Origin of the sequence: Vibrio sp. Isolate25, assembly GCF_022398025.1 — a bacterium.
In the GTDB taxonomy this organism is placed as follows: Bacteria; Pseudomonadota; Gammaproteobacteria; order Enterobacterales; family Vibrionaceae; genus Vibrio; species Vibrio coralliilyticus_A.
Genome location: NZ_JAKEUT010000001.1, coordinates 752955 through 779888, shown reverse-complemented (window position 1 = coordinate 779888; position 26934 = coordinate 752955). Strand labels below are relative to the sequence as shown.

Here is a 26934-nt window from a genome sequence, read left to right as displayed (position 1 = left end):
GTATCACTATGATAGAAATTGCTTCTCCTCGACTCTCAATGCGTCAGATTACAGAAACCGACTGGCCCTTGTTTCTTCGTTTGCACCAAGAAGAAGACGTCATTCGTTACGCATTTGATCAGCCCGAGCTGAATGACATTCGTCAACGCTTTGAATCTCGACTTCCTACTTGGCAATGGGGAAGTGCACATTGGTTATGTTTAGTGATCCGAGATAACACCAATAACAAGGCGGTGGGTGTGACGGGGCTATGCATTGAAGATGAATCGGATGATTCTGTTGAGATTGGTTATCTGTTGCTGCCGGAATTTCACGGTAAAGGGATTGGCACGGAATCACTGCTAGCATTGATTGATCATGTAAAACAATCCTTGCCAGCGGTTAAGAACATTAATGCGATCGTGACGGACGGAAATATTGCTTCATGTAAGGTTCTGGAGAAAGCCGGGTTTGAGCTAATAGAGCGCGAAGAAAATGCTTATCAGATTGGTGGTAAACTTTATGACGATTTAATCTATCGCTTTCATGTTTGATTTGATCAATCGAATAGATAGCCCAAGAAAAAAGCAGCAAAATTGCTGCTTTTTGTTTTATTTAGGGGGGGAGCTAAGCGATCGCTTGTGTGAGTATTTCGCGGCTTTCTTTGAGAGTGATCGTTTGATTCTCGCCTAGCGCTTTCATGCCGTGTTGCTCAAGTTGGTCAATCACAGAATCGATAGCACTCTGCTTATTGCTACCATGCTCAGTTAACTGAGTAGAGACCTTCATGGTTTGGTAAAAGCTTTCAATCGCGTCTACAGTGCGCTCAGCCAAATCCTCCCCTGACTCTAGACCAAACACGTTAAGCCCCATTTGCTCAAGCTTGGCACGTTTATGTGCCATTTGGTTGCGCAGCAGCGATGGCTGAACGATAGCGAGTGAGCGTGCATGATCTAAACCCCAAAGTGCTGTCAGTTCATGACCAATCATGTGAGTTGCCCAGTCTTGTGGCACTCCGCTACCAATCAAACCGTTTAATGCTTGGTTTGCAGACCACATTAGATTTGCTCGCCAAGCATCGTCATCACGATTGTCAAAATCTTCACCCAGCGATTTTAATGTACGAAGTAGAGTTTCCGCGTAGCCATCCTGTACCATAGCACCATGGTTGGTTGTTAAGTACTGCTCACAAACGTGTACCCAAGCATCCACAATACCGTTGATCAGTTGCTTTTCTGGCAGCGTCTTCATGACGTCTGGATCCATTACCGCGAATTTCGGTTGAACGAATGGACTCATGAATGCGAGTTTGTCTTGTGTTTCCGCTTTAGTGATCACCGCGCCCATGTTGGATTCAGAGCCTGTTGCCGGAAGTGTCAACACTGCTCCTAGTGGTGTTGCTTCAGAAACTTGATGTTTGCCAGTGAGAATATCCCAGCCATCACCATCGTACTTCGCTGCTGCTGCTACATATTTTGATCCGTCAATCACTGAGCCTCCACCAACCGCTAGAATAAAATCGATGCCTTGCTGTTTTACGATAGACACGGCTTTATCAAGGGTTTCTTTTGTTGGGTTAGGCTCGACGCCAGAAAACTCAACCCATTGGTGGCTTTTTAGAGCGTCAATAACTTGGTCGTAAACACCGTTACGTTTTATCGAACCGCCCCCATAGATGATCAATACTTTATCTTTTGGCTGAACAGATGATTGGATAGAACTGATTTGACCTTGACCAAAAAGAATCTGGGTAGGGTTAGCGTAAGTAAATTGCATTGTCATTCCTCTTGCTTCAGTTTATTGCCTGCTAGGCTGACTGATTTAGCATTCCGTGATTCGAGATGCTTCATTGTTTTATGCATATTAGTGTTGAAAAGAGGTTTTAAAAATATCGATTCCTCTGTTTTTATTGCCTAATCCTACTTTTTGTATATTCTGAGAGAAAAGGTGTAGGAGGTAAGATGACACTTGCTCAATTAATGCAACAGTATGTTGATACTCATAACTTAAATGACCTTGAGGGGGTAAAGAAGACCGAATTAGACGGCATATGGTTCTATCGCAGCAGTAAAGGTAACTCTCGTAAGCCTTTTGTTTATCAGTCAGGGGTGATTGTTCTAGGCCAAGGTCATAAGAATATCCATATTGGTAATCAACCTGTTCAGTATGGGCCTAACGATTACCTTGTTGTTGGAGTTCCTATGCCACTTGAATGTGAAGCCATTCCAACTGATGGTGAACCGTTAATGGGCTTAACGATAGATATTGACTCTCAATTGCTCCACCGCCAGGTGAATAAGCTAGAAGAATTGGGCTTTTCTCCGAGAAAAGATAATATGCATCAAACCTGCGGGTTGAGATCGGTCAGCATGGAAGCCTCTATGTTGGACGTATGCATACGAATCATGAAAGCACTTTGTAATCCGGTAGAGTTAGCACTACTCGGTGATGCGCTTAAAGAGGAGCTTACCTACCGTGCATTAACTAGTAGTGAGGGGCATGTGCTGTTTGATTTAGCTCATCATGAGGGGCAATATGCCAGAGTCGCGAAAGCTCTGGATAAGGTTCACCGGAATTACAGTGAAGCACTTTCAGTGCAACATTTGGCTGAAGAAGCTAATATGAGTATGTCTGCTTTTCACAGCGCATTTCGCCAGATTACGTTAGAGTCACCGATTCAATACATCAAAAAAGTGCGCCTGAACAAAGCGAAAGAGTTAATTCAGCTCGAAGGAAAGAAAGTCAATGATGCGGCGAGGCTCGTCGGTTATAACAGTGCTTCCCAGTTTTCTCGTGAGTATAAACGTCACTTCAACGAAACACCGACAGGTTTGAAGTTGGCCAGCTAGTGAGAAAAGAGGAAATCAGAGGTTAAAAAATTACTGTTTTTTTAAAGCGTTAGTGTTGGCATACTTTGCTATGTAAAAAGAACAAAACACCTTACTCTTTTTATATCCCCCTATAGGAGATCTAGTCAGTCTCTTAGATTAGCCCTCTTAAGACATTAAGAGGGCTATTTTTATGAAAACTGATAGCTCTCAGGAACGACTACAATCCCTTTCTCAGAAATATGAAAACGCTTAGCATCTTCAATTTTATTTAAGCCAATTTGTGTGTTTGGTGGGATTTTTACATGCTTGTCAATGATGCAATTGACTAATTGACAGCCTTCTCCTACCTCGACATCATCAAAAAGAATACTGTCGACAACCGTTGCGCTGTCATTGATACGCACATTTGGTGAAACAACGGAATGTTGCACTGAGCCACCTGAATTAATCACGCCATTAGCGATAATAGAGTTAATGAAAATCCCTTCATTTCCAGTAGCAGATGAGACTGTTCGAGCGGGAGGACATTGAGCTTCATAGGTTCTTATGGCCCAATCGGGTTGATATAAGTTCATCGGCGGGACTGGCTCGAGTAAATCCATATTCGCTTCATAGAAAGAATCCAATGTGCCGACATCTCGCCAGTAACAATCTTTTGCCACTCGTCCTTTGTCGTTACAGAAGTCATAAGCATATACACCTTGTGTATCTATAAGATTAGGGATGATGTCTTTACCAAAATCATGGCTCGACTCTGCACAATCAGCATCGTCATCCAAAGCATTGCGCAGCACATCCATATCGAAGATATAGATGCCCATCGAGGCAAGACTGCGATTAGGCCGACCCGGTATAGATGGAGGATCCTGAGGTTTTTCGATAAAAGAAGTGATCATGCCTGTATCGTCAATATCCATGACTCCAAACTGGGTGGCTTCCTCGCGACTTACGTCCATACAAGCAATAGTGAGCTTAGCATTATTTTGCTTGTGTTCTTCGAGCATGGCGGCGTAGTCCATGCGATAGATATGATCACCTGATAGTACAACCACATACTGAGCATCACTTCGCGATAACAACCATAAATTGTGATAAATCGCATCGGCAGTGCCTTCATACCATTTGCCGCCACCTCGCATTTGTGGAGGCACAACGGAGATAAACTCGCCAAGTTCTGGGTTAAAAATAGACCAGCCGTCACGTAAATGTTTTTGCAGGGAGTGGGATTTATATTGAGTTAATACAAGAATTTTTCTTAACCCAGAGTGCAAGCAATTCGTGAGTGTGAAATCAATGATTCGATACTTGCCTCCGAATGGGACTGCGGGTTTGGCTCGATCATCCGTTAGAGGACTTAGTCGTGACCCCATACCACCGGCGAGGACTACCGTTAGTGTATCTTGCATGCCTTTCTCCCTGAATGAGTGCGCTTTATGGCTTCCTAAGGGAATAGCTACAAGTTTCGAGCCAATATCCAACTTGTTGATTATATACGGAATGTAAGAATTCTAACTCACGGCCATTGCACCAAGAGAAGGCATTGCACCAAAATCAGGCAACCGTGTCCATTTCGTCTGATGCTAGGATCGAGACGCTATTTCGACCTAAAGACTTTGACTCATAAAGTGCGACATCAGCACGTTTGTAAGTGTTTTCAATGGAGCCATCCATATCGGTAACTCCAACACTGACGGTAATTTTCTCGCTGTGTTCGAGCGATACTGAAGTACGAAGTCGGTTGGTGACAATTTCAGCTTCCTGAAGACGTGTATGCGGCATGATGATCGCGAACTCCTCGCCACCAATACGAGCAATAAAGTCAGTTTCTCGAAGGTGAGCGCTGAGGACAACGCCAACAGATTTTATTATTCTATCGCCTTCATCATGACCCAATTGATCGTTAACGCGCTTGAAGTGATCAATGTCGACAATCGCAAAACAAGTGGGCTCTGCATCGTGATATCGTTTAGTGCGTAGGCATTGCGCCGCCATTTCCTGATCAAATTTACGTCGATTCCACAAGCCGGTCATGGCGTCTTTCTCACTCATTTCTCGCAAACGATTTTCAAGCTCCTTGCGGTGGGAGATGTCAACGAATGAGGCGACGTAGAATTGAATCACACCATTTTTATCGGTTACCGTCTGGATGCGTAATATTTCAGTTATATGTGAACCATCACGACGTTTATTGACCACTTCACCTTCCCATAAGCCATCTTTTTCAAGGATCTTCCACATATTAATGTAGAACTCTTGTTCATGCTTATTGGCCGCAAAAAATGAAGGCTGTTTTCCTTTAACTTCCTCAAAGGTATAACCGCTCACCCGAGTGAATTCTTCATTGGTTTTAATGATTCTGTTTTGCCGGTCGGTGATTAACATGGCAGACATACCATTCATGGCCGCTCGAGCAATTTGACTGTCCATACTGTTTTTAGTGTGGTTATAGTTCCAAACTATAAAACTAAAGGTAATGAGTAAAATAATGATGTAAACCGATATGGCTTTGATTGCGAGTTCATCTTTACGCGAGAGGTACAACTGATCTGCGTCATGCTGGGAAACTTCTGCCACGAGAATGAAGTGAAGTGGTCTGTCGAGCGTGTTGAGAGCCGTCTTAACATAGGAGAGCCATTTTCCTTGCTCGAAAATCGTGCCATGTTGATTCAACTGAATATCACGCCATAAATTAGGGTAGAGTTTGCTTAGTTTGTATTGGGAATTTTCCTTCGCGATATGACCCATTATGTTGGTCATATTTTTAGACATCACATAATAGCCTTGAGTATTGTAGACATCAGGCAATTCATTATTAAATTTGTCGTAAGTTAGTCGTAGGTATAGAAATTTAAAGTCAAGATTAGCAATAAAATATCCATGACGTTTGGCATTGATATCAACTGGCACAATGATACGCAGACTTGGCGTTAAGGGTTTTACTATTTCATTGTTCTCTTTTTTTAAATCAATCCCGAAGGTGCCAATAGTATTGGTAGGAAGCTGTCTAGCGAAAGAGAAATAGTCTCGATGCACTTTGTTTTGCAGAAGCTTTGGAGAAGTGACAGCGCTGGTTCTTTGATTGTGGGTGATACGTACAATTTCTTGTCCATCGTTATCTAAATAGCGCAGTTGAGAAAAGTAGCCTTGCGTGCGGGCAACTAATAACCAAAAGTCTTGTAATGCACTTGTATTTATTGGGGTTGGCTCAAGAATAGCGCGGCGGAAGATGCTGTTACTAGAGAGTGTTTTGACGGATTTTAAGATTTTGGTCGAATGGGACTTTAACTCTAATCGAGCGTATTCAAGCTTAGCTTGCGTTAGACGATCCACTTGTTGGCGAGCCTCTTCCTCTGCTTTTGATAGTTCGCTGGCAAAGTAAAGTGTTGGCACAAAGGCTAGGGCGATAAACACGAGAGCGAATTGTAGAAGAATGCGGAAATTTAGTTTGAACATTTCGCCCCAACGAAGTCACAAATTTATCTAATAATTTTGTGAATAATTATATGGGCTTTTATGAATTTTACTGTGAGCCGTGTGGAATATCCTATGATATCGACTTTGATGCTGAGCAATATGATGCATTTGGTTATTGTAAGTACTTAAAAAGCAAAACTAAAAAAGCCCTACTCATGGAGTAGGGCTAGCGCCAAGTCAGATATTGGGGGACTGGCTAAACAGTTTCTGTTTAAGCGGTCGCGGTTTCGGCTTTCTTTTCGCTATTGCGATTTTTCAAGAATGCGTAGCCAAATCCTGTTAACGCAGTACCGGCAGCGATGGCGAGTAAGTACATAAGAACCGGGCTTATAGCGTTAGGGATAAGCAGCACAAATAATCCACCATGTGGTGCCATGAGTTTTGCTCCAAACAGCATTGAAAGAGCACCGGTTAATGCGCCACCGGCCATACATGCAGGAATAACGCGCATTGGGTCTTTTGCCGCAAATGGAATGGCACCTTCTGAGATAAAGCATAACCCAAGGACAAATGATGCTTTTCCTGCTTCACGTTCACTAGCTTCAAACTTATCTCTTGCAAGGAATGTGGCCAGCCCCATACCCAGTGCGGGAACCATACCAGCTGCCATAATCGCTGCCATAGGTGCGTAAGTTTGGGAAGCCAGTAGACCAACGCCGAAGGTGTAAGCCGCTTTGTTGATAGGCCCACCAAGGTCAAAACACATCATTGCGCCAAGGATAACACCGAGTAAGACCGCGTTTGCCGACCCCATGTTATTCAAGAATTCAGTCATCGCAGCCATAATGCCAGCAACCGGTCCGCCTACGATGTAGATCATTACCAAGCCAGTAAAGAGGCTAGCAATGAAGGGAATGATCAGAATCGGTTTCAAGGCTTCCATTGACTGAGGCAAGTGTACTTTATCCGCAATCAATTTTGCTGAGTACCCCGCAATGAAACCCGCAGCGATCCCACCAAGGAACCCTGCACCCGTTGAACTAGCAAGCATGCCTCCAATTAGACCAGGTGCTAAACCCGGACGATCCGCAATGGAAAAGGCAATAAAGCCAGCAAGCACAGGGATCATAAGCGCAAAGGCTGAGCCACCGCCTATCGTCATCAAGGCTGCAGCCAGTGTGCCTTCCTCTTTGAACGCTTCAATACCAAAGACAAATGACAGAGCAATGATCAGGCCTCCAGCCACTACAACAGGTAACATGTGAGAAACACCGGTCATCAAATGCTTATAGACGCCTTTCTTTTCCTCTATCTGATTACTATCGCTTGAACCTGTGTGCTGGTACACCGTTGCTTCAGCCAATGCTTTGTTGATCTCTTGTTCGGTTTTCTTTAGTGCAGGGCCTGTCTTCGTTCGATACATCAACTTGCCGTTAAATCGGTCAAGTGGAACTTCGATATCGGCTGCGACAATAACAAGATCGGCTGCGGATATATCTGCGTCGGTTAGTTGGTTTTTGGCACCTACTGAACCGCGTGTCTCGACTTTGATCTGGTGTCCCTGACGCTTAGCTTCGTCTTCAAGTGCTTCTGCTGCCATGAAAGTGTGTGCGACACCGGTAGGGCATGCTGTAATGGCGACAATCTTTTTCGATTCTTTGGTCGTAGAGGTGTTGATTGACACTATGTCCTCAGCGCTGAGGAGCACGGCTTTATTTGTTGCTGATTGTAGAAAAGCCACGGCGTCTTCAGTCACGTCATTAATTGACGCTTGGTATACTTTTTTACCGACAAAGCGTGATGTATCAACCTGTGTATTGGCCGCAATGACTATTATTTCAGCGGAGTTTATCTCCTCAGAAGTTAACATTTGAGTTTCAATAACATTTGATTGGCACTCAATTTTCGCATTCCACTTGAGTTTATCAGCGGCTTTCTCTAATAGCCCTGCAGCAATGATGCTGTTTGCGACACCACTAGGGCAGGCGGTAATGATTGCAATATTCATAATCTCGACCTTTGTCCTTAAGCTTTCGGTTTAGAAAGCGGATTGATTTTGATTTGTTTTTGTAGGGTATGTACTTGCTCGATGTCTGGCACACCAACACCGACTTGGCTCACAGCCAAGGCGGATAGTGCAGTAGCAAAAGACAGTAATTCTGTTTTCTCTAGCGATGTCATATGTCCCCAGCACAAACCGGCAACAAGCGTGTCTCCTGCTCCCACAGTACTAACAACGTCCATGTGAGGAGGTTGCGCTTGGAGCCATTCATCTTGGTTTAACCACATCACACCGTCAGCGCCCATCGACACGACGACATTCTCGATTCCAATCTTGTTCAGCTCTTCTGCCACAGATTGGTATTCTTGTGTGGAGGTCAAAACGCGGCCGACATAATCAGATAGCTCTTCATCGTTAGGTTTTATTAACCATGGAGAGGACGCTATTCCAGCCTTTAGCGCTTCACGGCTTGAGTCAAATAGGACTTTTTTGCCTTTTCCTTGTAAGTAGGAAATCCAAGAAGCACAACGTTCAGGAGTGACCCCTTTGGGTAGGCTGCCCGCTAGTACAAAATAATCGTGATGTTCTGTAAGCTCTTCCAGTTTTGCTTCAAATTGACTCAATGCCAATTCATCGATAGCTATTCCAGGGAAGTTGATATCGCTGACGTCACCGCTTTGTTCTACGAGTTTGACGTTAATTCGTGTTGCACCGTTGACACGAATAAATTGATCATCAGCTCCTATATCTTGGAATAACTGACAAAACATCTCTTGGTTATCTCTTCCGAGGAAACCAGTGACCGTGACGTCAGCTCCTAAATCTGACAATACTCTTGCAACGTTGACACCTTTACCTGCTGCATGGAATGAGCTTTCGTGAACAAGGTTTACTGAACCTTGCTTAAGGCTCGAAAGGCTGCCAGTGAGGTCAAGAGCTGGGTTGAGAGTGATAGTAACAACTTTATTTGTCATGACGTTTCCTTAACTCTCGCCTAAGCCGGATTCAATGGCTGCACCGATTGAAGCTAAAGCTTGCTTTGCATCACTCCCTTCTGCGGTGAATTGAAGGTGATGGCCTTTCTTTACTCCTAACGCAATGACTTTCATCAGGCTCTTCGCATTCACGGCTGAACCATCACCATCTAGATTTGAAACCTTAATGGCGGATTCAAACTTTTTCGCTTCGGCTACAAGCATAGCGCCTGGCCTTGCGTGTAATCCGTGAGCATTCTTAATCACAAAGGTGGCGCTATTATCACTATCCGCTACAGGTTGGGAGTCTATGTCGTTCGATTTGAATAAAGCGAGTAATTGGTCTGCCGTCGCTTCTGTTAACGTATTTTGCTTACCTTCAAACACGATGTGGCTAATGGTGTTTAATTGAGGTTTATGACTATCGTTGCAGGCTGCAAATGCGATTAATGCTTTTACATTCTTACCTTCGTACTCGCAGTGGTTGGCGATAGAAACAAAAGCCATACCTGTGCGGAGAACTGCGCGGTCTGAGCTGACTAGCCAAAGGCCATTGCCAAGATGAGTAGGGGGAGTCGTCACTAAGCTCGCCACGAACTCACTATTGGCACAACCGGTATTTTTCAGCAGTCCACCTGCAACCGCAGACATTTGAACCATATCGCTCGCTGGGAAGTTAAGCTGAATCAATGAAGGATCAAAATCAATGTCTAACTGCGCTTCCCCATTGAGAAGGGCAACGATTTCTTCTTCACTCTTAGCATGTTTTATCTTTTTCTCTATGCCATCGGCTGATAACACCTTGGTAAGTTGTTTTAAGATGCCTAGATGTTCATCAGATTTAGCCGCAATGCCAATCGCCACGTAGGCCGTATTGCCGTCTCCCCAGTCAACACCTTGTGGGAAGTGTGCAATGGTTACCCCTGTTGTTTTTACAAGAGAGCGAGTGTCAGTTGTACCGTGGGGGATGGCAATGCCGTTACCGAGAAATGTGGAATTCTGGTTTTCTCGGTTGAGCATTCCTTCAACGTAACCATTGTCGACTAGACCCTTATTAGTCAGTGACTCAGCCAGGAAACTAATGGCACTTTTTTTATCCGAGAACGATTGCTGTAGTGCGATATCGTGTTTTGTTAGTTTAAGCATATGCGCCTCAATTCGTTTGTTAATACGATTCAGTTGTCCTTAACTTCAACTTCAAGCTGAATCGTTTCAGCAAATTGGTAAAAAAATTCAGCAAATCAAAAAGCGTCGCTTTATCTTGCTGTGATATTCAAAACTCAAATCTTTATCAAGTTTTCGATTTTGCTGAATCCTTTCAGCTTTTATGCTGAATCGTTTCAGTTTATAATGCAAATATTGTTGGGATCATCATTTAGGATTTTTGATCCAATGCACAGAATAAGTAGGCTAATATGACACTTGATGAAATAGCCAAATTGGCTGGGGTATCGAAAACGACAGCCAGTTATGTCATTAATGGCAAGGCACAAAAGTATCGAATCAGTGAGAAGACACAAAAGAAGGTCATGGCCGTTGTCGATGAACACAATTACCGACCAGATCTCGCTGCAAGTACGTTAAGAGCAGGGCAGAGTCGCTCATTTGGCTTGATTATTCCTGATTTAGAGAACACCAGTTATGCCCGCTTGGCTAAGCTATTAGAACAAAACTCGCGTGCGGCGGGATACCAAATACTTATTGCTTGTTCGGACGATGATCCGGTGACGGAAAAAAGCGTTGTTCAGGCATTGGTTAGCCGTAAAGTAGATGCTCTTTTTGTAGCTAGTGCAATTCCAGAAGCCAGTGACTTTTATCTCGAATTGCAAAATAAAGGCACGCCAGTGATTGCAATAGACCGACCTTTGGATGATGAACATTTTTCATGTGTCATTAGTGAAGATTTTAGTGCAGCTTATGAGTTGACCTCGTCGGTTTTAAGTGACGGTGTAACTAAGGTGGGGTTGATCGGGGCACTACCTGAGCTGAATATTTCTCGAGAGCGTGAACTCGGTTTTCAATCCGTGGCTCAGAAAGCACAAATAGATACCGTTGTTGGGTATGGTCAACATTTTTATCGTCAAGATGGTCGAAAAGTTCTCGAAGGCTGGATTGCCGAAGGTAACGTGCCTCAGGCTATCATCACAACCTCATACACGCTTCTAGAAGGAGTGTTAGATGTTCTTCTGGAAAGACCTGACGTTATGGCGAACGTGAAACTATCGACGTTTGGTGATAATAGGTTATTGGATTTCTTGCCGTTCAAAGTCAATTCCTTACCGCAGCAGTTTGAACTGATCGCTGATAGTGCTCTTGCTTTGGCATTGAATGCCACAGCCAAACGTTATCAACCTGGGATTGAACTGGTGCCGAGAAAAATCATAGTGAGACAATAGGTAAGCCCGGTAAATGACCGAGCTTAGTTTTGTGCTAATACTGGAAGCGGACTGACATAGTGATCTGAGGTCCGTAGAGGCCATTATTGCGAGTTTCCGCGGAAAGAGACAACTGCTCCGTGGAATGAAAACGTACACCGGCGTGGAATACAGAACTGTCATCATTGCGCCCAATGCGGCCTGTTGCTTCAATTTGCTCAGCAAGCCACATGCGAAAGCCAATATTGACTTCTGCAACAGTATCGGTGTCACCGCCAGCTTCTTCAGTAAATTTAGTTTGGTGTACAAGTAATTGACCATATACGTCAGCAAACTGACTGATTGGTCCATTAAAGCCAATACCGCCAGCCAAATCGTAGTCGTTGTCGAACTGTGTATCCGCTCTCAGGATAAAATGAGAGTTGTCAGTGAAGAGTGTGCTGAATTCAACACCGCTCATTTCAGGGTTCACCGCTGTGCGTACTTCAAAGAAGTTATAGTTAAAGTTGTTCGCATTTACCGCGCCAGCGAAACCAGCACAGATGAACGCACTGGTTAGGATGATCTTTTTCAAGGGTAGTACTCCGACTCGCATCAAGTTTTTGACTATAAAAAAGGCTTGCAATAAGCAAGCCAAATCTTAACGCAGTGGGAGAGGAATTACTTTATCTTTAAAGCAGTTGAATACGATCGACTTCAATTTCTGGAGTATTTCCACCTTCAAATTCACCAAAAATACGCAGGTTTGTTGTCGCATCTATCGTCTGGTTAAGTCGGACATCATCATCGATCTCAATTTGAATTTCACTCTTTCCATCAGAAAACACGAACGTATCGCCTTTAACTTGACGAACAATGTTTCCATCGACGACCACGTTCTTCTCTGTAAACATGTTGCTGTCTGCGAGTAAAGAGTCCACAGTTGACAGATCAACGGGACCATTAAATTGAATGCCAGATGAAGTATGATCTGCCTTTGCGAGTACCAGAGTAGGTGAAAGAATTAGAGCAGTAGCGGTAGCCAAAATAACTTTTTTCATATGATTTCCTTTTGGAAAAGTTTCGTTGTTGATGGTGCTATTAAGCCATAGCTATTTTGAATAACCTCTGAGGAGAGTATTCATATTCGATTCATTTATTGAGTCAACAAAGCCAAAGAGGCTATGATTAAAGAATACCGAAAAAAGACTCTTAAAATTAATAGATTATGCAATCAGCATTACAAGCACTAATGGTTCAAGGCACCACATCTGACGCCGGGAAAAGTGTACTCGTGGCCGCGTTATGTCGTGTTTTGGCAAGAAAGGGGGTAAAAGTTGCTCCTTTTAAGCCACAAAATATGGCACTGAATAGTGCTGTTACGTCCGATGGCGGTGAGATAGGTCGAGCTCAAGCGGTTCAAGCTAAGGCTGCTAAAGTAGCTCCTACTGTGCACATGAATCCTGTTCTTCTCAAGCCTAACTCAGACACAGGCGCACAGGTCATATTACAAGGTAAGGCTCTAAGTAATATGGAGGCGATTGGCTATCAGAATTATAAGCAAATAGCCTTGCCGACTGTGCTTAAATCGTTTTCAGTGCTTCAAGAACAATTTGAGGCTGTTATGATCGAAGGGGCTGGCAGCCCCGCAGAAATTAATCTTCGTGAAAACGATATCGCTAATATGGGGTTTGCTGAAGAAGCCGATGTACCTGTTATTATCATCGCCGATATTGATCGTGGCGGCGTGTTTGCGCACTTAGTTGGCACATTAGATCTTCTTTCTGAATCAGAGCAGAACCGAGTTGTAGGTTTTGTAATCAATCGATTTAGAGGTGATATATCTTTGCTTCAATCGGGGTTAGATTGGTTAGAACAACGAACCAATAAGCCAGTACTTGGCGTGCTGCCTTATCTGCATGGTTTCGACCTAGAGGCGGAGGATGCGATAAATAATGAGCAGTCTTCTAGTGAATCGGCAAAGTTGAATGTGGTTGTTCCAGTGTTAACCAGAATCAGCAATCATACCGATTTTGATGTACTAAGGCAGAATCCGGATATTCACTTTCGTTATGTGGGTAAAGGCGAGAAGCTTGATAAAGCCGATCTCATTATTTTACCGGGGAGTAAATCTGTGAGAGCGGATCTGGAGTATCTACGCAGCCAAGGTTGGGACAAAGACATTGCAAGACATGTTAGGCTAGGCGGCAAGCTTATGGGAATTTGTGGTGGTTACCAAATGCTAGGACAGGCGATTCACGATCCTTTCGGTGTTGAAGGTAAAGCGGGGCGCGCAGATGCTTTAGGCTATTTACCTGTTGAAACTGAATTGACGAAAGAAAAAGCGCTGACCAATGTGAGAGGAATACTCGAACTATGTGACGAATCGGTTCCTGTGAGCGGGTATGAAATTCATGTTGGTAGGACATCCGGTGAAGGCTTATCCCCGATTTCTTTAGATAATGGTTTATCAGATGGCGTAATCAGTGATTGCAATCAAATCTTCGGTACCTATCTACATGGTATTTTGGATACCCCAGAAGCAATGGAACTGGTGTGCCGGTGGGCAGGTGCTGCGGATATTCGCGCAATTGACCATCATAAAAATCAAGAGCTCGCTATAGATCGTATTGCCGATGCTGTTGAACAACATATGAAGCTCGATGTAATTTGGCCAGAACTTTATAACTGAAATAGATGATGATTTTTTTTAAGCGACTGACTGTCGTTATTTTTACGCTGTTTACTTCCGTTGTGGTTCATGCGTCTGTTAATGTTTATGCGGCATCTTCAATGACCAATGTGATTAAGAAGCTGGCAGAAGAATTTCAAACAGAAACAGGTACGAAAGTGACCCCTGTATTTGCAGGCTCTTCGTCACTTGCTAAGCAGATCCTTAACGGGGCGCCCGCAGACATCTTTATCTCTGCCAACCTTAGGTGGAGTGACTACCTTATTCAAAAGGGCATGATGCAGAGTGACAATGTCACTAATTTGGCTGAAAATCAGTTAGTAGTTATTGCTCCGTTAAATAATCCTACCAATTTTGATGTGCGAAGTAGTGAACAGTGGTTCAAGAAACTGTCTGGGCAAAGAATTGCGATAGGGCAAACTAATGCTGTTCCAGCAGGAATGTATGCCAAAGAGTCATTAGAGACGTTAGGTGTATGGGAATCTTTGAGAGATCATCTAGCGCCAGTCAATAATGTGAGGGTAGCACTAACACTTGTTGAGCGAGGAGAAACGCCTCTAGGGATAGTGTATATAACCGATGCGATGGTGAGTGATAAAGTGAAGATTGTCGCTACCTTGCCATCTTCGACTTACTCACTAATTACGTATCCTATGGCTAGATTAAACGAAAAACCGGCCACTTTAGAGTTTGAGGCTTTTCTCCAAAGTGAAAAAGCGCAAGCGATACTAAAACAATACGGATTTAACTAGGATTATCTTCATTGCTTTCTGATTACGAATATCAGGCGCTAATGCTTAGCCTAAAAGTTGCGCTTTATACTATCTGTTGGCTGATTCCTATCGGGATTGGATTTGGTTGGCTGCTGGCTAAAAAGCAGTTTATCGGTAAAAGCTGGCTCGACAGCTTAATTCACCTTCCTTTGGTACTTCCTCCTGTCGTTATTGGTTATTTACTCCTGATTTCAATGGGACGCCAAGGTTTTATTGGCCAATGGTTGTACGAATATTTCGGGCTGGTCTTCTCTTTCAGCTGGAAAGGGGCGGTACTTGCGTGTGTGATCGTTGCTCTACCTCTGATGGTTCGTTCAATTCGCCTGAGCTTAGAGAGTGTAGACCCTAAACTTGAGCAAGCAGCCGCAACACTTGGTGCCTCTCCACTTAAAATCTTCTTTACCATCACGTTACCACTGACAATTCCCGGAATCATCACAGGGACAATGCTTTCATTTGCACGTAGCCTCGGGGAGTTTGGCGCAACGATCAGTTTCGTATCTAATATTCCCGGAGAAACCCAGACGATTCCTTTAGCTATGTTTACTTTCATTGAAACGCCTGGAGCAGAATTAGAAACGATGCGCTTGTGCGCAATCTCTGTAGTCATTGCTTTAGCTTCTTTAATCGGCTCGGAAATGTTGAATCGTCAGTGCGCCAAAAGATTAGGAACACAACGATGAGTAATATCCTAATCCAATTTAAGCAGACTCTCGGTGAGCAGTTATTCGATGTTGATGTGTCTATTCCGGGAAAAGGGATAACGGCTATTTTCGGCCGCTCTGGGGCAGGTAAAACATCAATTATTGATGTTCTAGCGGGTTTAAGAGCCCCTGATGAAGGAGAGATTGTTGTTTCGAACAAGACACTATATAGCTTTCAGGCCAAACTGAATATTCCTGCGTATAAGCGTCAGGTTGGTTACGTGTTTCAGGAATCGAGGCTTTTTCCGCACTATCGTGTAAAGGGGAATCTTCTTTATGGTGTGAAAGATTTTGACCAAAACCACTATGATAAAATAATTAAGCTGCTTGCTCTTGAGCCACTTCTGAAACGATTCCCAATCCAACTTTCAGGTGGAGAAAAGCAAAGAGTTGCCATTGGTCGAGCGTTATTATCTAAACCCCAAATACTTCTTATGGATGAACCTCTGGCTTCGCTTGATATCCCTCGCAAACGAGAAGTTTTACCATTTTTGGAACAGCTGGCGAGCGAAATAGAAATTCCGATCCTTTATGTCTCTCATAGTTTGAATGAAGTTGTACGCCTAGCAAATCACATTGTCGTGATTGATGATGGCAAAGTGGTGACTTCAGGAAACCTCGAGGAGGTATGGTCTTCAAGAGCGATGAGACCTTGGCAATCTTTCTCTGATCAAAGCTCGCTATTTGAGGCTAAAATCCTTCACCATAACTCAGACTATGCATTGACTAAAGTTAAGCTGGCTGAAAATGTTTGCCTCTGGGTTCAGCGTTTAGAAATGGAGAACAATGCCAAAGTCAGACTTCAAGTAAGAGCTAGTGATGTGTCTATTGCATTGGATAGACCGGATAAAAGCTCGATACGAAACATACTTAAGGCCACAATTGATCAAATACAAACTCACTCAAACGGTGCAAAGCGTCAAAGTGTTTCAGTTAAGCTAAAACTGGATAAAGAGTGTTATTTATGGGCGACGATTACCGCTTGGGCCAAAGATGAGCTAGAACTCGAAGAAGGGCTTGAAGTGTTTGCACAAATTAAAGGGGTGAGTGTGACCCAAAAAGATGTTGTATTGAGCCATTAAAAACGCCGCACTGTATCATGCGGCGATTTTTGGTGTTGTTACTTGGCGAAAACGTCAGTGAAATCACGCTTTAAAATGGGGTCACGACGTGCTTTCTTAATCTGTTTAACCATATCTTTTACACAGTTATGAAGAACTTGATCAAGAAGCTGAGCACGATACTCTTCTTTCTGCTCATCAGTCATATCTTCAGGTAGCTTTAACGTTGGGAACTCTTCCATTACATTAACACCTGCAAACGCCTGACTCACAGAGATTAGAGCATGAAATTGCTCGAAGTTATCTAGAACATTTTGAGCACTTTTTGGTAGCTCATCCCAAGCTTCCCGAACTGCTTCTTCAGAGACTTCGTGAATGGATGTCACCATGAAGTGCATCGCTTCAGGTACATCGTCAAATTCGATGACTTGACGAAGCTCTGCTGAAACTGTCGAAAGGTCAACTTTAGGTTGTTCTGTTTGATTTGCGTCAGACATTAATTTTTATCTCATAAATTTTACGTATACAGCGGCGTTATCCTAAAAAATCCACATTAAATGTCAACCATAGTGGAGGAATTGGTGACCTTAGAGTATTATTTTTTATAACCAGCTGATTTTTCGGCCAGTTTATAAATAACAGGTAGCGCGAGTGGAATTATCGGGATCTTCGATGAAAATACTTTTAGTCGATGATGTGCAAATGGAGCGCATGCAATTGGCTATTCGTCTAAAACAGCTGGGCCATACCGTCGAAATGGCCGAATCAGGGAAACAGGCATTAGAAATGTACCCCACATTTGAACCAGAACTCATCTTACTCGATATTTCAATGCCTGAAATGGATGGTTTTGAAGTTTCTAAGCGTATTCGTTCCATCTACAAAGAGTGGATACCCATCATTTTTCTTAGTAGTCACGATGAACCAACGATGATCGCTAATGCAATAGAAGCGGGTGGGGATGACTACCTAACCAAGCCCGTCGATAAATTGGTTCTTGCTTCCAAATTAATTGCGATGCAACGCATTGCCTTTATGCGCCGAGAACTTAACCAAAAAACGGCCGAATTGGCTAAGGTGAACCAAGAGCTGGAAAAATTAGCCAGTGAAGATGGCCTGACTAAAGTGAAGAATCGTCGCTACATTGATGAAAAACTTAAAGAAATGATTGCTGTCCATGGTCGTCACAGCCTACCGCTGAGCTTGATTTTGCTCGACGTTGATCACTTTAAACTCTACAACGATAACTATGGTCATATTGAAGGGGATAAGTGTTTGATAGAGATTGCTCAAGCCTTGGACTCCTTATTTTCACGCAGCGGTGAGATTGTTGGCAGATACGGTGGGGAGGAGTTTGTTATTGTATTAGGCCATACGGACGCCGAACATGCTCAGCAGCACGCAAGACGTATTCAATCTACACTTGAAACCTTAGCAATCAAACATGAATATAGTTTAGTCTCCGACTATGTGACGGTGTCACAAGGGGTGTGCAGTTTCACCCCCAAAGGTAGCGAAATACCAGATGTGATGTATTCAAAGGCAGATGAGGGTCTCTACAAGTCAAAAAGTGAAGGTCGTAATCGATTCAGTTATATCGAATAAGCGATTTTATTCTAACAGTTTAAAGGCTCAATAAATTGAGCCTTTATATGTAAAATTATGCAATTTCGACACGGTTTCGTCCTGCTCGCTTGGCTTTATATAAAGCCGCATCAGCACTCTTCATCACTTCACCGACATTATCAGCGTCACTATAATCTGCGACCCCAATACTAATTGTCACATTAACGTGATCATGAGAGCTCGATCTTTTACGTTTTTTGGCGCCTGTCTTGTCATTTTTGGGTCTGGATTTCTCGTTTCTTACAACCATTTCATATTCTTCTATGGAAGCTCGTAACAGTTCTAAGTGATCCAAGGCTTCATCAACGTTTTTATTTTTGAACAAAACCGTAAACTCTTCCCCCCCATAACGATAGACCTTTGCTCGTCCCCCGACTTGCTTCATTTTACTGGCGACAAGTTTAAGGACATCATCTCCGGTTTCGTGGCCATAAGTATCGTTAAATGATTTGAAATGATCGATATCAAGCATAGCGATAGTGTAGCGTTTACCTAGGTGACGCAAATCAGACTCTAATGCCAGACGACCAGGAATATCGGTTAATCTATCTTTGAAGGCAAGCTCGTAACTCGCTGAAAACATGTAAATGAGCAAGAGAAAACCCGATAGGGTGAACATAGTGCTGGACACATATTGAATGTGGAAGAAGGTAAACGTAACAGTTGAAAGCGTTATAGCTGAGTATACCACCGCGTCAATAATACGATTGGCTTTTAAAACGAATATCGCACTTAATAATACTGCGCCGATCGAATACAGAACCAGTATCAGAGGTAACCTAGAGACACTTGGCTCAGAGTAGAGAAAGGTTTTATCAAAGCTTTTGAAGCCACCTTCATAGAAATGCGTGAGGATAAGGTAACACCACAAACCTATAAGTGACAGTGTAACAATGTAGATTATAAATGACCGACTTAGTACGCCTCTTTCTTTGTATGGATACACCAACGCACAAGCAATAGGGACAACAAATGCTAATAGAGAGAGCTCAAGTAAAGTAGAGCCTGTAGAGAGTGAGCTTTGTAGGTGTTCTTGTATGTACCAATAGACGACAAGCATGGTCAGTGCCACCATAGCAATTCGACACTGTTTGAAGGCATGACCTAATCCGATAACACTCAAGAATAAAAAATAGGGGAGATTTGCAGTAATGCCTAAGTTGGCTTGAGTGAGAAGAATCACATTATTCATGCCCAAACCAATCGTCGCTAACAGCAGCACCGGAAACGTTAAACGAAACCAATTTGTTGTTACCAAAGAAAACGACATGTACCTAGCCTTAGCCTTATTTATTAACTTCTTAATATACAAGCCTTAGAATACTTTGATTTGATGATTTTCCAAGCTTTTTACTAAACTAATGAATGAAAAGTGAGTGTTAGTATAAACAATGGTCAAAAAGTGACGGCAAAATACCCCGAATCCCACTTTGTGCCTTATAGTTAACTGATACTCATAAGAAAATTCCAAATCTTAAAGGAGTTAAGGTTTATGCAAATTAGTGTTGATGTTCACAACTACATGGAAACTCTTGTAGGCCAGGTTTTAGCTCACAGTAAATACACTGACCAGTTTGATCATGAACAACTCGCAGATTTGGCTTGTTTGGCCCTAAGTCAACTTAGACCTGTTTATATTCGTCATGATATCGACTTCTTATCTGCGCTGTCAGAGGAAAGGCTCGTTGTTCTTAAGAGGTATTCAGTCACAGCTGTTGAAGCTGCGTTGACAATGATAGTTGACGATAGAAGAAGAAATCGTAAAGATGAAGTTCCAATCATGTTTAGCCAACCAAGATTCGATGATGATACGGAACTTGAATGGTTTGAAAAACCTCTGATTATGCATAAGCAAGATACCTAAGGAGTACTAGGTGGGACTATTTTCTCGTTTGTTTGGTGGCGCTAGTAAAGAGCAAGTTAAAGCCGAAGTTGAACCAATAGAATATAAAGGCTTTCTGATTTACCAAGAAGCTCAGCCTGAAGGTGGTCAGTATCGAATCGCAGGTCGTATTACAAAAGAATTTGAAGGGCAAATTAAAGAGCATCGATTTATACGCTCAGATGTTCTGTCTTCTGAATCGGATGCTAATGAATTTATGTTAAAAAAAGCGCAAATGTTTATCGATCAGATGGGCGATAATATTTTTAATTAGTCTTTCCAACTTGATGAATGTCATAAATTTAAGAGCCATTAGTCGTTATGCTGATGGCTCTTTTATTTTGTGTATTACCGCTATTTATCTGATTTAATTAATAATTAAATGCAGCTGGTACGACCTCTCAAATTTTAGTGAAAGCGTTGTTTCATCATCACGTAATACTCGAAGTGCTTCATTACCAACGGTTATATGTAATGATATTTTGTATTTTTGTTACAAAGTGCTTGAAGTTAATGAAACCGTTAGATAAAAACAGTTAATCATTGTTGCCAGTAGTCAAGGAATAGCTATGCAAATTGGTGTGCCAAAAGAAATATTCGCGGGTGAAACGCGAGTGGCTGCCTCGCCCAAGTCGGTTGAGCAGCTGTTGAAGTTAGGGTTTGATGTTAATGTCGAATCTAGTGCAGGGGAACTTGCAAGTTTTGATGATTCCTCCTTTGAATCATCTGGTGCCAAAATTGTCACCACGGAAGAGGTATGGCAGTCAGACCTCATTCTTAAAGTTAACGCACCAAGCGACGATGAAATCGCCTTAATTAAAGAGGGTGCTACACTCATCAGCTTTATTTGGCCAGCTCAAAACCCAGAGTTGATGGAAAAGCTTTCGAGCAAGAACATTAACGTAATGGCAATGGATTCAGTGCCTCGAATTTCAAGGGCACAAGCGCTAGATGCATTGTCTTCAATGGCCAATATTGCCGGCTACCGTGCAGTGGTTGAAGCTGCCCATGAATTTGGTCGCTTCTTCACAGGCCAAATTACAGCGGCAGGTAAAGTTCCACCCGCCAAAGTGCTTGTGGCTGGGGCTGGTGTTGCTGGTCTTGCTGCAATTGGGGCTGCTGGTAGCTTAGGGGCAATTGTTCGAGCGTTTGACGTTCGTCCGGAAGTCAAAGAGCAAGTTCAATCGATGGGAGCTGAGTTCCTAGAAGTCGATTTCAAAGAAGATTCTGGTGCGGGCGATGGCTACGCAAAAGAGATGTCAGATGAATTCAACAAAAAAGCGGAAGAGCTCTATGCTGAACAGGCTAAAGATGTTGATATCATTATTACAACTGCACTCATTCCAGGCCGGCCAGCGCCTAAGCTAATCACCAAAGAAATGGTGGATAGCATGAAAGCGGGAAGTGTCATTGTCGACCTAGCAGCTGCTAACGGCGGTAACTGCGAATACACTCAAGCAGATAAAGTCATTACGACTGACAATGGTGTTAAAATTGTCGGTTACACCGATATGGTTGGCCGATTACCGACTCAATCATCTCAACTTTATGCGACTAACTTAGTCAACCTGCTTAAACTACTTTGCAAAGAAAAAGACGGTAATATTGATATCGACTTTGAAGATGTTGTTCTTCGCGGTGTTACGGTTGTTAAAGAAGGAGAAGTGACATGGCCTGCTCCTCCGATAAAAGTATCAGCTCAGCCGCAACAGAAACCTGCTGAGCCAGAGAAAGTTGAAGAAAAAATCGCAGAGCCAGTTTCTCCGGTCAAGAAGCTTGCCGCTTTAGCTATTGGTGTTGGTGCTTTTGCTTGGATTGCGTCTGTCGCGCCTGCAGCATTTCTCTCTCACTTTACGGTGTTCGTCCTCGCGTGTGTTGTAGGTTATTACGTTGTCTGGAACGTAACGCACGCACTCCATACTCCTCTTATGTCTGTGACTAATGCAATTTCAGGCATCATTGTTGTTGGTGCTTTATTGCAGATCGGGCAGGGGAATGGGGTTGTATCTTTCTTGGCATTTATTGCCGTTTTAATTGCAAGTATCAACATTTTCGGTGGCTTCACCGTCACTAAACGTATGCTTGAAATGTTCCGTAAAGACTAAGGAGTAACGAGAATGTCTGCAGGATTAGTACAAGCAGCTTATATTGTTGCTGCATTATTCTTTATTTTGAGCCTAGCTGGTTTATCCAAACAAGAATCAGCGAAATCAGGTAATTACTACGGTATTGCCGGTATGACGATCGCCTTGATTGCAACGATCTTTGGTCCTGAATCTCAAGGCTTTGTTTGGATCATTATCGCAATGGCAATTGGTGGCACCATTGGTATTCATTACGCTAAGAAAGTAGAAATGACCGAAATGCCGGAGTTGGTTGCAATTCTTCATAGCTTTGTTGGTATGGCTGCGGTTTTGGTGGGCTACAACAGCTACCTAGATGCACCAGAAGCTGCGACACACGCTGAACATGTGATTCATTTAGTTGAAGTCTTCTTGGGTGTGTTCATCGGTGCGGTAACTTTTACGGGCTCTGTTGTCGCATTTGGTAAGCTTCGAGGTATTGTTTCATCTTCTCCTTTGAACCTTCCGCACAAACATAAAATGAACTTGGCAGCAGTTGTTGTTTCGACTTTGCTTATGATGCATTTTGTGAACGCTGATGGCAGCATGTTCGCACTTATTGTAATGACATTGATTGCATTCGCGTTTGGTTACCATCTTGTCGCTTCTATCGGCGGTGCTGATATGCCAGTCGTTGTTTCAATGCTTAACTCTTACTCTGGTTGGGCTGCCGCAGCGGCAGGCTTCATGCTTGCAAACGATCTTCTCATCGTGACGGGAGCTTTGGTTGGTTCTTCAGGTGCTATCCTTTCGTACATTATGTGCAAAGCAATGAATCGTTCGTTTGTCAGTGTTATCGCAGGCGGTTTTGGTCAGGAAATTTCTATTTCAACCGATGTTGATCATGGAGAGCACCGTGAATCCACTGCGGATGAAGTCGCTGAAATGCTGAAAAACTCTAAGTCGGTGATTATTACTCCAGGTTACGGAATGGCTGTTGCTCAAGCACAATACCCAGTTCATGAAATTACTGAGAAGCTGAGAGCTAAGGGTATAAAAGTACGTTTTGGCATTCACCCAGTTGCTGGCCGGTTACCGGGTCACATGAACGTACTTTTGGCAGAAGCGAAAGTTCCGTACGATATCGTTCTGGAAATGGATGAAATTAACGACGATTTTGATGAAACCGACACAGTTCTCGTGATTGGTGCAAACGATACTGTTAATCCAGCAGCGCAAGAAGATCCAAACAGTCCGATTGCTGGCATGCCGGTTCTAGAAGTTTGGAATGCGAAAAACGTTATTGTGTTTAAGCGCTCTATGAACACAGGTTATGCAGGCGTGCAAAACCCGCTGTTCTTTAAAGACAATACACAGATGCTATTTGGTGACGCGAAAGAGAGTGTAGACGCCATTTCTAAAGCTCTGTAACATAGTCTAACTAAGTAAGAAGCCAGCAACTGCTGGCTTCTTTTGTTTTCTGAGTAGCATTATTGACACCAATATTACATTTGAAATTTATATTTTTGCCATAATGTTTTACTCTACATCTAACCCACTGATTTATAGAATTTTTGCATTGATTAGAACGGCTTTCAATATATTAACAGTATGTACAGCAGCATTGAGTTTCAGTGCTAATGCTGATTCGCTGCCTGAACGCATCGATCAATTTGTCGATTCTTTCAGCCAGGATCAATTCAGTGCATCTTACGATATTCGTATCATACAATCTGATTACCCAACCCGTTTGATCACCCCAGATTCAATGCTTCCTCAGACCTCGTCTTATCCATTGAAAGATATTCAACGTTTGTATCAACTGGCACAAAACTGTACTGGGAAACTGCCGTTAAGCCCGTTGATTACTGAACCGTTGGTATTTACTCGAGCGGTTTGTAAAGGGACAAAGCTGAGTGAAAAATGGTTTGCACGCAGTGGGTTAATTCACCCGGGTGGCGGTACTTATGCCAAACGTTATGTTTCGTTACATCCTGAAAGACAAGAGCAGCTCCAACAGTATATGCATATTAAGGAGAGGCCATTAGCGCCAAGGGAAACACTGCTTGGCCGCTTGCAAAGAATGAACGAAGAAACAATACTCGCGTTGCTTTCAGGATCGAGTATGTTTCTTGAGCAGGGTGAGATGTGGCTACGTCAAAATGATAGCTACTTAGTTTTCCCAGAAAGTATTTGGAAACAAAATGCAGATGACGCAGGATTAAGTGTTCAGCTAAAAAGCGAGTCGAATAGCTGTTTTGTCCAAAGGGGGAATCTCTGTTGGGATGTTGAAGATCACTCTCAGATACTTCGAGTCAGCATGGTCGTATTGGTTATTGCCAATATTCTGTTGGTTTTAGGATGGTCTGTTTACCGTTGGAACACTAAACGCCAAGAAATGAAGAGTCGAATGTTGATTCTTCAGATACTAACACATGAACTTAGAACCCCGATCGCGAGTCTATCTCTAACGGTCGAAGGTTTTCGGCGTGAGTTCGAGAAGCTGCCTGAGTCAGTTTATGATGAGTTTCGTCGACTGTGTGAAGACTCTCGGCGCTTAAGACAGCTGGCTGAAGCCAGCAAAGATTACTTACAATCAGACAATAAACCTCTGGCCACCGAATGGGTGCCATCAGTGAAAGAATGGTTAGAGTTTAAAGTTGATGAAGAATTTAATGGCAAGATCCAATTAGCAGTCAATCATGATGTAGCAGCAAAGCTGAATGTTTATTGGCTAGGAACTTGTATTGATAACCTGATACGCAACGCGACCAAATATGGTGTTGCGCCGATAGTGCTGGATGTCAGCACTGATGATAATTTAATTACCGTTAAAGTGATAGACCAAGGCGAGTTAACTCAAAAAGATTGGCGACAATTGCGTAAGCCATTTGTTAGTAAAGCTGGTCTTGGTTTAGGCTTAACAATCGTTGAATCTATGGTAGGCAGAATGGGGGGTAAAATGACCCTGATTGGACCGCCAACAACGTTTATATTGGAGATACCTTGTGAAACAGACACTGCTTCTTGTTGAAGACGATAAAAACCTAGCCGATGGCCTGTTAGTCAGCCTAGAACAAGCAGGGTATGAATGTTTTCACTCTGAAACCATTGCTGATGTAGAGCAATATTGGGATAAGGCGGATCTTGTTATATTGGACCGTCAATTGCCGGATGGTGATTCCGTAGAGCATCTGGTTGGTTGGAAGGCGATAAAAGATGTTCCTGTCATTTTGTTAACCGCACTAGTAACAGTAAAAGACAAAGTTACGGGGTTAGATGCGGGTGCAAACGACTATCTAACGAAGCCTTTTGCGGAAGCTGAGCTTTTTGCTCGTATTCGTGCTCAACTGAGAGCGCCTGAGTCTGATGCTCAAGATGACAGTAAAGTAAAAACTCAACATTTAGTGATAGATAAAGCAACTCGTGAAGTCTTTTATAAAGATGAGTCCATTACATTAACCCGAACTGAATTCGATTTGCTTTTATTCTTAGCAAGTAATTTAGGCCGCGTATTTACTCGTGACGAGCTACTCGATCACGTTTGGGGTTACAATCATTTCCCAACGACTCGAACAGTCGATACTCATGTTCTTCAGTTACGACAGAAGCTGCCTGGATTGGAAATTGAAACCCTTCGTGGGGTTGGCTACAAAATGAAGGCCTGATGAAATTTAAAGCGTTACTTCTAGGCGTGCTAGCTAGCACGCCTACCTCTGCGGCTAATATCCCATGGTTTGAGAGTAATTCTCCGCTAACTCAAGCCCACCGTTATTTGCTGAATAATGATCTCCCAGCGATGTTTACATCGTTAGTTGAAGTTTGGCAACAGGAGAAGAATAGAGCAATCTCACCACACCTTAATGAGCTGTTTCAGCAGTCACTTCAAGTTGATTGCGGCAAAGGTCTAGATTCAAAACCCTTCCCTGACTGGATAAAAGGGGTTACGGTTCGTGCAATCGAAACCCAAAGCCCAGGACGAGATTCATATCGTGCGCTAATTGAAATTGCGTCTCGAAAAGATGTCACTGATATTTCACTCTCTCGCTGGGTGCAGAAAAGCATTTCTACAGATAATTCCTTTGTTAAGCTAGCTGAAAATGAAGAACAGATTAAATCATACGTTAAGCGTTACAATCTAAACAGCAAAATCCCTATGGGCTTATATCGCTTAGATGTTACAGCCAAAGATCAGACTTCATGGAGCTCTTGGATAGTATTCGGCGAACCGAAGGCAAAAGTCACGGTACGCTGGCAATCCAAAGATCAATGGAGGGTCGAAAGAAATGCGTTATTGAATTCTCATTGCCCTTTGCCAAAGTTAGATACGGCTCTATATAACTATGTTGATGGACAATATAATAAAGTGTGGGGAGACACCTATGAGTCCGATTATCCAAACGCTTTAGAACCGAATATTGTTGAACCCGGTCGATACGTCTTAGCCGTATCCATGACTCATCAAAGATGGCAAGGCCCAATAATTGTTGAACAGTCCCAAATAATTAGTAAAACATATGACGTTTCTATAGAGGAATAATTAAAGTTAAGACACAATAGGACGATATAAACATAAGGA

Annotated in this window: 25 protein-coding genes; 15 read left to right on the top strand and 10 right to left on the bottom strand. The window is 43.0% G+C overall.

Going from position 1 to position 26934, the window contains the following annotated elements; translation table 11 throughout:
• Positions 1-8 precede the first annotated feature (8 nt).
• Positions 9-533, top strand: a complete 525-nt coding sequence (locus L1D15_RS03375) for a GNAT family N-acetyltransferase (protein WP_239838935.1) — start codon at positions 9-11, stop codon at positions 531-533.
• 73 nt (positions 534-606) lie between these two features.
• Here the strand turns inward: L1D15_RS03375 and L1D15_RS03370 are convergent, their stop codons facing one another.
• Positions 607-1755 carry an iron-containing alcohol dehydrogenase gene (locus L1D15_RS03370; protein ID WP_239874670.1) on the bottom strand — a complete coding sequence of 383 codons (1149 nt, stop codon included), beginning with the start codon at positions 1753-1755 and terminating at the stop codon, positions 607-609.
• Between the two features lie 185 nt (positions 1756-1940).
• Between L1D15_RS03370 and L1D15_RS03365 the strand changes: the two genes are divergently transcribed.
• Positions 1941-2828, top strand: coding sequence for an AraC family transcriptional regulator (locus L1D15_RS03365; protein ID WP_239874669.1), 888 nt, complete (start codon positions 1941-1943; stop codon positions 2826-2828).
• 170 nt (positions 2829-2998) lie between these two features.
• On the opposite strand, the gene glgC is transcribed toward L1D15_RS03365, so the two are convergent.
• From glgC to fruB, 5 genes are all read right to left on the bottom strand, one after another.
• Entirely contained in the window at positions 2999-4261 is a 1263-nt protein-coding gene (gene glgC, locus L1D15_RS03360) for a glucose-1-phosphate adenylyltransferase (RefSeq protein ID WP_345779245.1), read from the bottom strand.
• Positions 4262-4361: 100 nt separating this feature from the next.
• A complete protein-coding gene (locus tag L1D15_RS03355) occupies positions 4362-6263 on the bottom strand; it encodes a sensor domain-containing diguanylate cyclase (RefSeq protein WP_239874667.1) in 1902 nt (633 codons plus the stop codon).
• A 232-nt stretch (positions 6264-6495) separates the two neighbouring features.
• The gene (gene fruA / locus L1D15_RS03350; protein WP_239874666.1) at positions 6496-8232 is read right to left on the bottom strand and encodes a PTS fructose transporter subunit IIBC; all 1737 of its coding nucleotides are present in this window, start codon (positions 8230-8232) and stop codon (positions 6496-6498) included.
• A gap of 17 nt (positions 8233-8249) precedes the next feature.
• Complete coding sequence (gene pfkB, locus L1D15_RS03345; protein ID WP_239874665.1) at positions 8250-9200, bottom strand: 1-phosphofructokinase; 951 nt, start codon at positions 9198-9200, stop codon at positions 8250-8252.
• A gap of 9 nt (positions 9201-9209) precedes the next feature.
• On the bottom strand, positions 9210-10346 hold the full coding sequence (gene fruB, locus L1D15_RS03340) for a fused PTS fructose transporter subunit IIA/HPr protein (protein ID WP_239874664.1): 1137 nt from the start codon (positions 10344-10346) through the stop codon (positions 9210-9212).
• A gap of 269 nt (positions 10347-10615) precedes the next feature.
• Between fruB and cra the strand changes: the two genes are divergently transcribed.
• Positions 10616-11596: a catabolite repressor/activator gene (gene cra, locus L1D15_RS03335; protein ID WP_239874663.1), complete on the top strand. Its 981-nt coding sequence runs from the start codon at positions 10616-10618 to the stop codon at positions 11594-11596.
• Between the two features lie 34 nt (positions 11597-11630).
• Here cra and L1D15_RS03330 read toward each other — a convergent pair whose 3' ends face one another.
• Together L1D15_RS03330 and L1D15_RS03325 are read right to left on the bottom strand one after the other, a co-directional pair.
• Positions 11631-12149, bottom strand: a complete 519-nt coding sequence (locus L1D15_RS03330; RefSeq protein ID WP_239838944.1) for a hypothetical protein — start codon at positions 12147-12149, stop codon at positions 11631-11633.
• A 97-nt stretch (positions 12150-12246) separates the two neighbouring features.
• Positions 12247-12615, bottom strand: a complete 369-nt coding sequence (locus L1D15_RS03325) for a NirD/YgiW/YdeI family stress tolerance protein (RefSeq protein WP_239874662.1) — start codon at positions 12613-12615, stop codon at positions 12247-12249.
• A 167-nt stretch (positions 12616-12782) separates the two neighbouring features.
• Between L1D15_RS03325 and L1D15_RS03320 the strand changes: the two genes are divergently transcribed.
• The 4 genes from L1D15_RS03320 to modC are packed head-to-tail and all read left to right on the top strand — an operon-like array spanning position 12783 to position 16805.
• On the top strand, positions 12783-14246 hold the full coding sequence (locus L1D15_RS03320; protein WP_239874661.1) for a cobyric acid synthase: 1464 nt from the start codon (positions 12783-12785) through the stop codon (positions 14244-14246).
• Positions 14247-14251: 5 nt separating this feature from the next.
• Positions 14252-14998, top strand: a complete 747-nt coding sequence (gene modA, locus L1D15_RS03315) for a molybdate ABC transporter substrate-binding protein (RefSeq protein ID WP_345779239.1) — start codon at positions 14252-14254, stop codon at positions 14996-14998.
• An 11-nt stretch (positions 14999-15009) separates the two neighbouring features.
• Positions 15010-15702, top strand: coding sequence for a molybdate ABC transporter permease subunit (gene modB, locus L1D15_RS03310; RefSeq protein WP_239838947.1), 693 nt, complete (start codon positions 15010-15012; stop codon positions 15700-15702).
• Positions 15699-16805, top strand: coding sequence for a molybdenum ABC transporter ATP-binding protein ModC (gene modC / locus L1D15_RS03305; RefSeq protein WP_239874660.1), 1107 nt, complete (start codon positions 15699-15701; stop codon positions 16803-16805). Before modB ends, modC begins: the two co-directional genes overlap by 4 nt.
• A 38-nt stretch (positions 16806-16843) precedes the next feature.
• Here modC and L1D15_RS03300 read toward each other — a convergent pair whose 3' ends face one another.
• Positions 16844-17281: a DUF3069 domain-containing protein gene (locus L1D15_RS03300; protein WP_239838949.1), complete on the bottom strand. Its 438-nt coding sequence runs from the start codon at positions 17279-17281 to the stop codon at positions 16844-16846.
• Positions 17282-17456: 175 nt separating this feature from the next.
• Here L1D15_RS03300 and L1D15_RS03295 point away from each other — a divergent pair, with 175 nt between their 5' ends.
• The gene (locus tag L1D15_RS03295) at positions 17457-18389 is read left to right on the top strand and encodes a diguanylate cyclase (RefSeq protein WP_239874659.1); all 933 of its coding nucleotides are present in this window, start codon (positions 17457-17459) and stop codon (positions 18387-18389) included.
• A gap of 55 nt (positions 18390-18444) precedes the next feature.
• On the opposite strand, the gene L1D15_RS03290 is transcribed toward L1D15_RS03295, so the two are convergent.
• Positions 18445-19680 carry a GGDEF domain-containing protein gene (locus L1D15_RS03290; protein ID WP_239874658.1) on the bottom strand — a complete coding sequence of 412 codons (1236 nt, stop codon included), beginning with the start codon at positions 19678-19680 and terminating at the stop codon, positions 18445-18447.
• Positions 19681-19902: 222 nt separating this feature from the next.
• On the opposite strand from L1D15_RS03290, the gene L1D15_RS03285 reads away from it, so the two are divergent.
• The 7 genes from L1D15_RS03285 to L1D15_RS03255 all read left to right on the top strand — a co-directional run bounded on the left by L1D15_RS03285 (position 19903) and on the right by L1D15_RS03255 (position 26895).
• Complete coding sequence (locus L1D15_RS03285; protein WP_239838952.1) at positions 19903-20274, top strand: late competence development ComFB family protein; 372 nt, start codon at positions 19903-19905, stop codon at positions 20272-20274.
• A 10-nt stretch (positions 20275-20284) separates the two neighbouring features.
• On the top strand, positions 20285-20566 hold the full coding sequence (locus tag L1D15_RS03280) for an HlyU family transcriptional regulator (RefSeq protein ID WP_239874657.1): 282 nt from the start codon (positions 20285-20287) through the stop codon (positions 20564-20566).
• A 295-nt stretch (positions 20567-20861) separates the two neighbouring features.
• Complete coding sequence (pntA, locus tag L1D15_RS03275) at positions 20862-22397, top strand: Re/Si-specific NAD(P)(+) transhydrogenase subunit alpha (protein WP_239874656.1); 1536 nt, start codon at positions 20862-20864, stop codon at positions 22395-22397.
• 12 nt (positions 22398-22409) lie between these two features.
• Complete coding sequence (gene pntB, locus L1D15_RS03270; protein ID WP_239864090.1) at positions 22410-23786, top strand: Re/Si-specific NAD(P)(+) transhydrogenase subunit beta; 1377 nt, start codon at positions 22410-22412, stop codon at positions 23784-23786.
• 103 nt (positions 23787-23889) lie between these two features.
• The gene (gene vxrA, locus L1D15_RS03265) at positions 23890-25389 is read left to right on the top strand and encodes a sensor histidine kinase VxrA (RefSeq protein ID WP_239874655.1); all 1500 of its coding nucleotides are present in this window, start codon (positions 23890-23892) and stop codon (positions 25387-25389) included.
• A complete protein-coding gene (gene vxrB / locus L1D15_RS03260) occupies positions 25364-26023 on the top strand; it encodes a response regulator transcription factor VxrB (RefSeq protein ID WP_239838957.1) in 660 nt (219 codons plus the stop codon). The genes vxrA and vxrB overlap by 26 nt, the downstream gene beginning before the upstream one ends.
• Positions 26023-26895: a DUF2861 family protein gene (locus L1D15_RS03255; RefSeq protein WP_239838966.1), complete on the top strand. Its 873-nt coding sequence runs from the start codon at positions 26023-26025 to the stop codon at positions 26893-26895. The genes vxrB and L1D15_RS03255 overlap by 1 nt, the downstream gene beginning before the upstream one ends.
• The last annotated feature ends 39 nt before the right edge of the window (positions 26896-26934 follow it).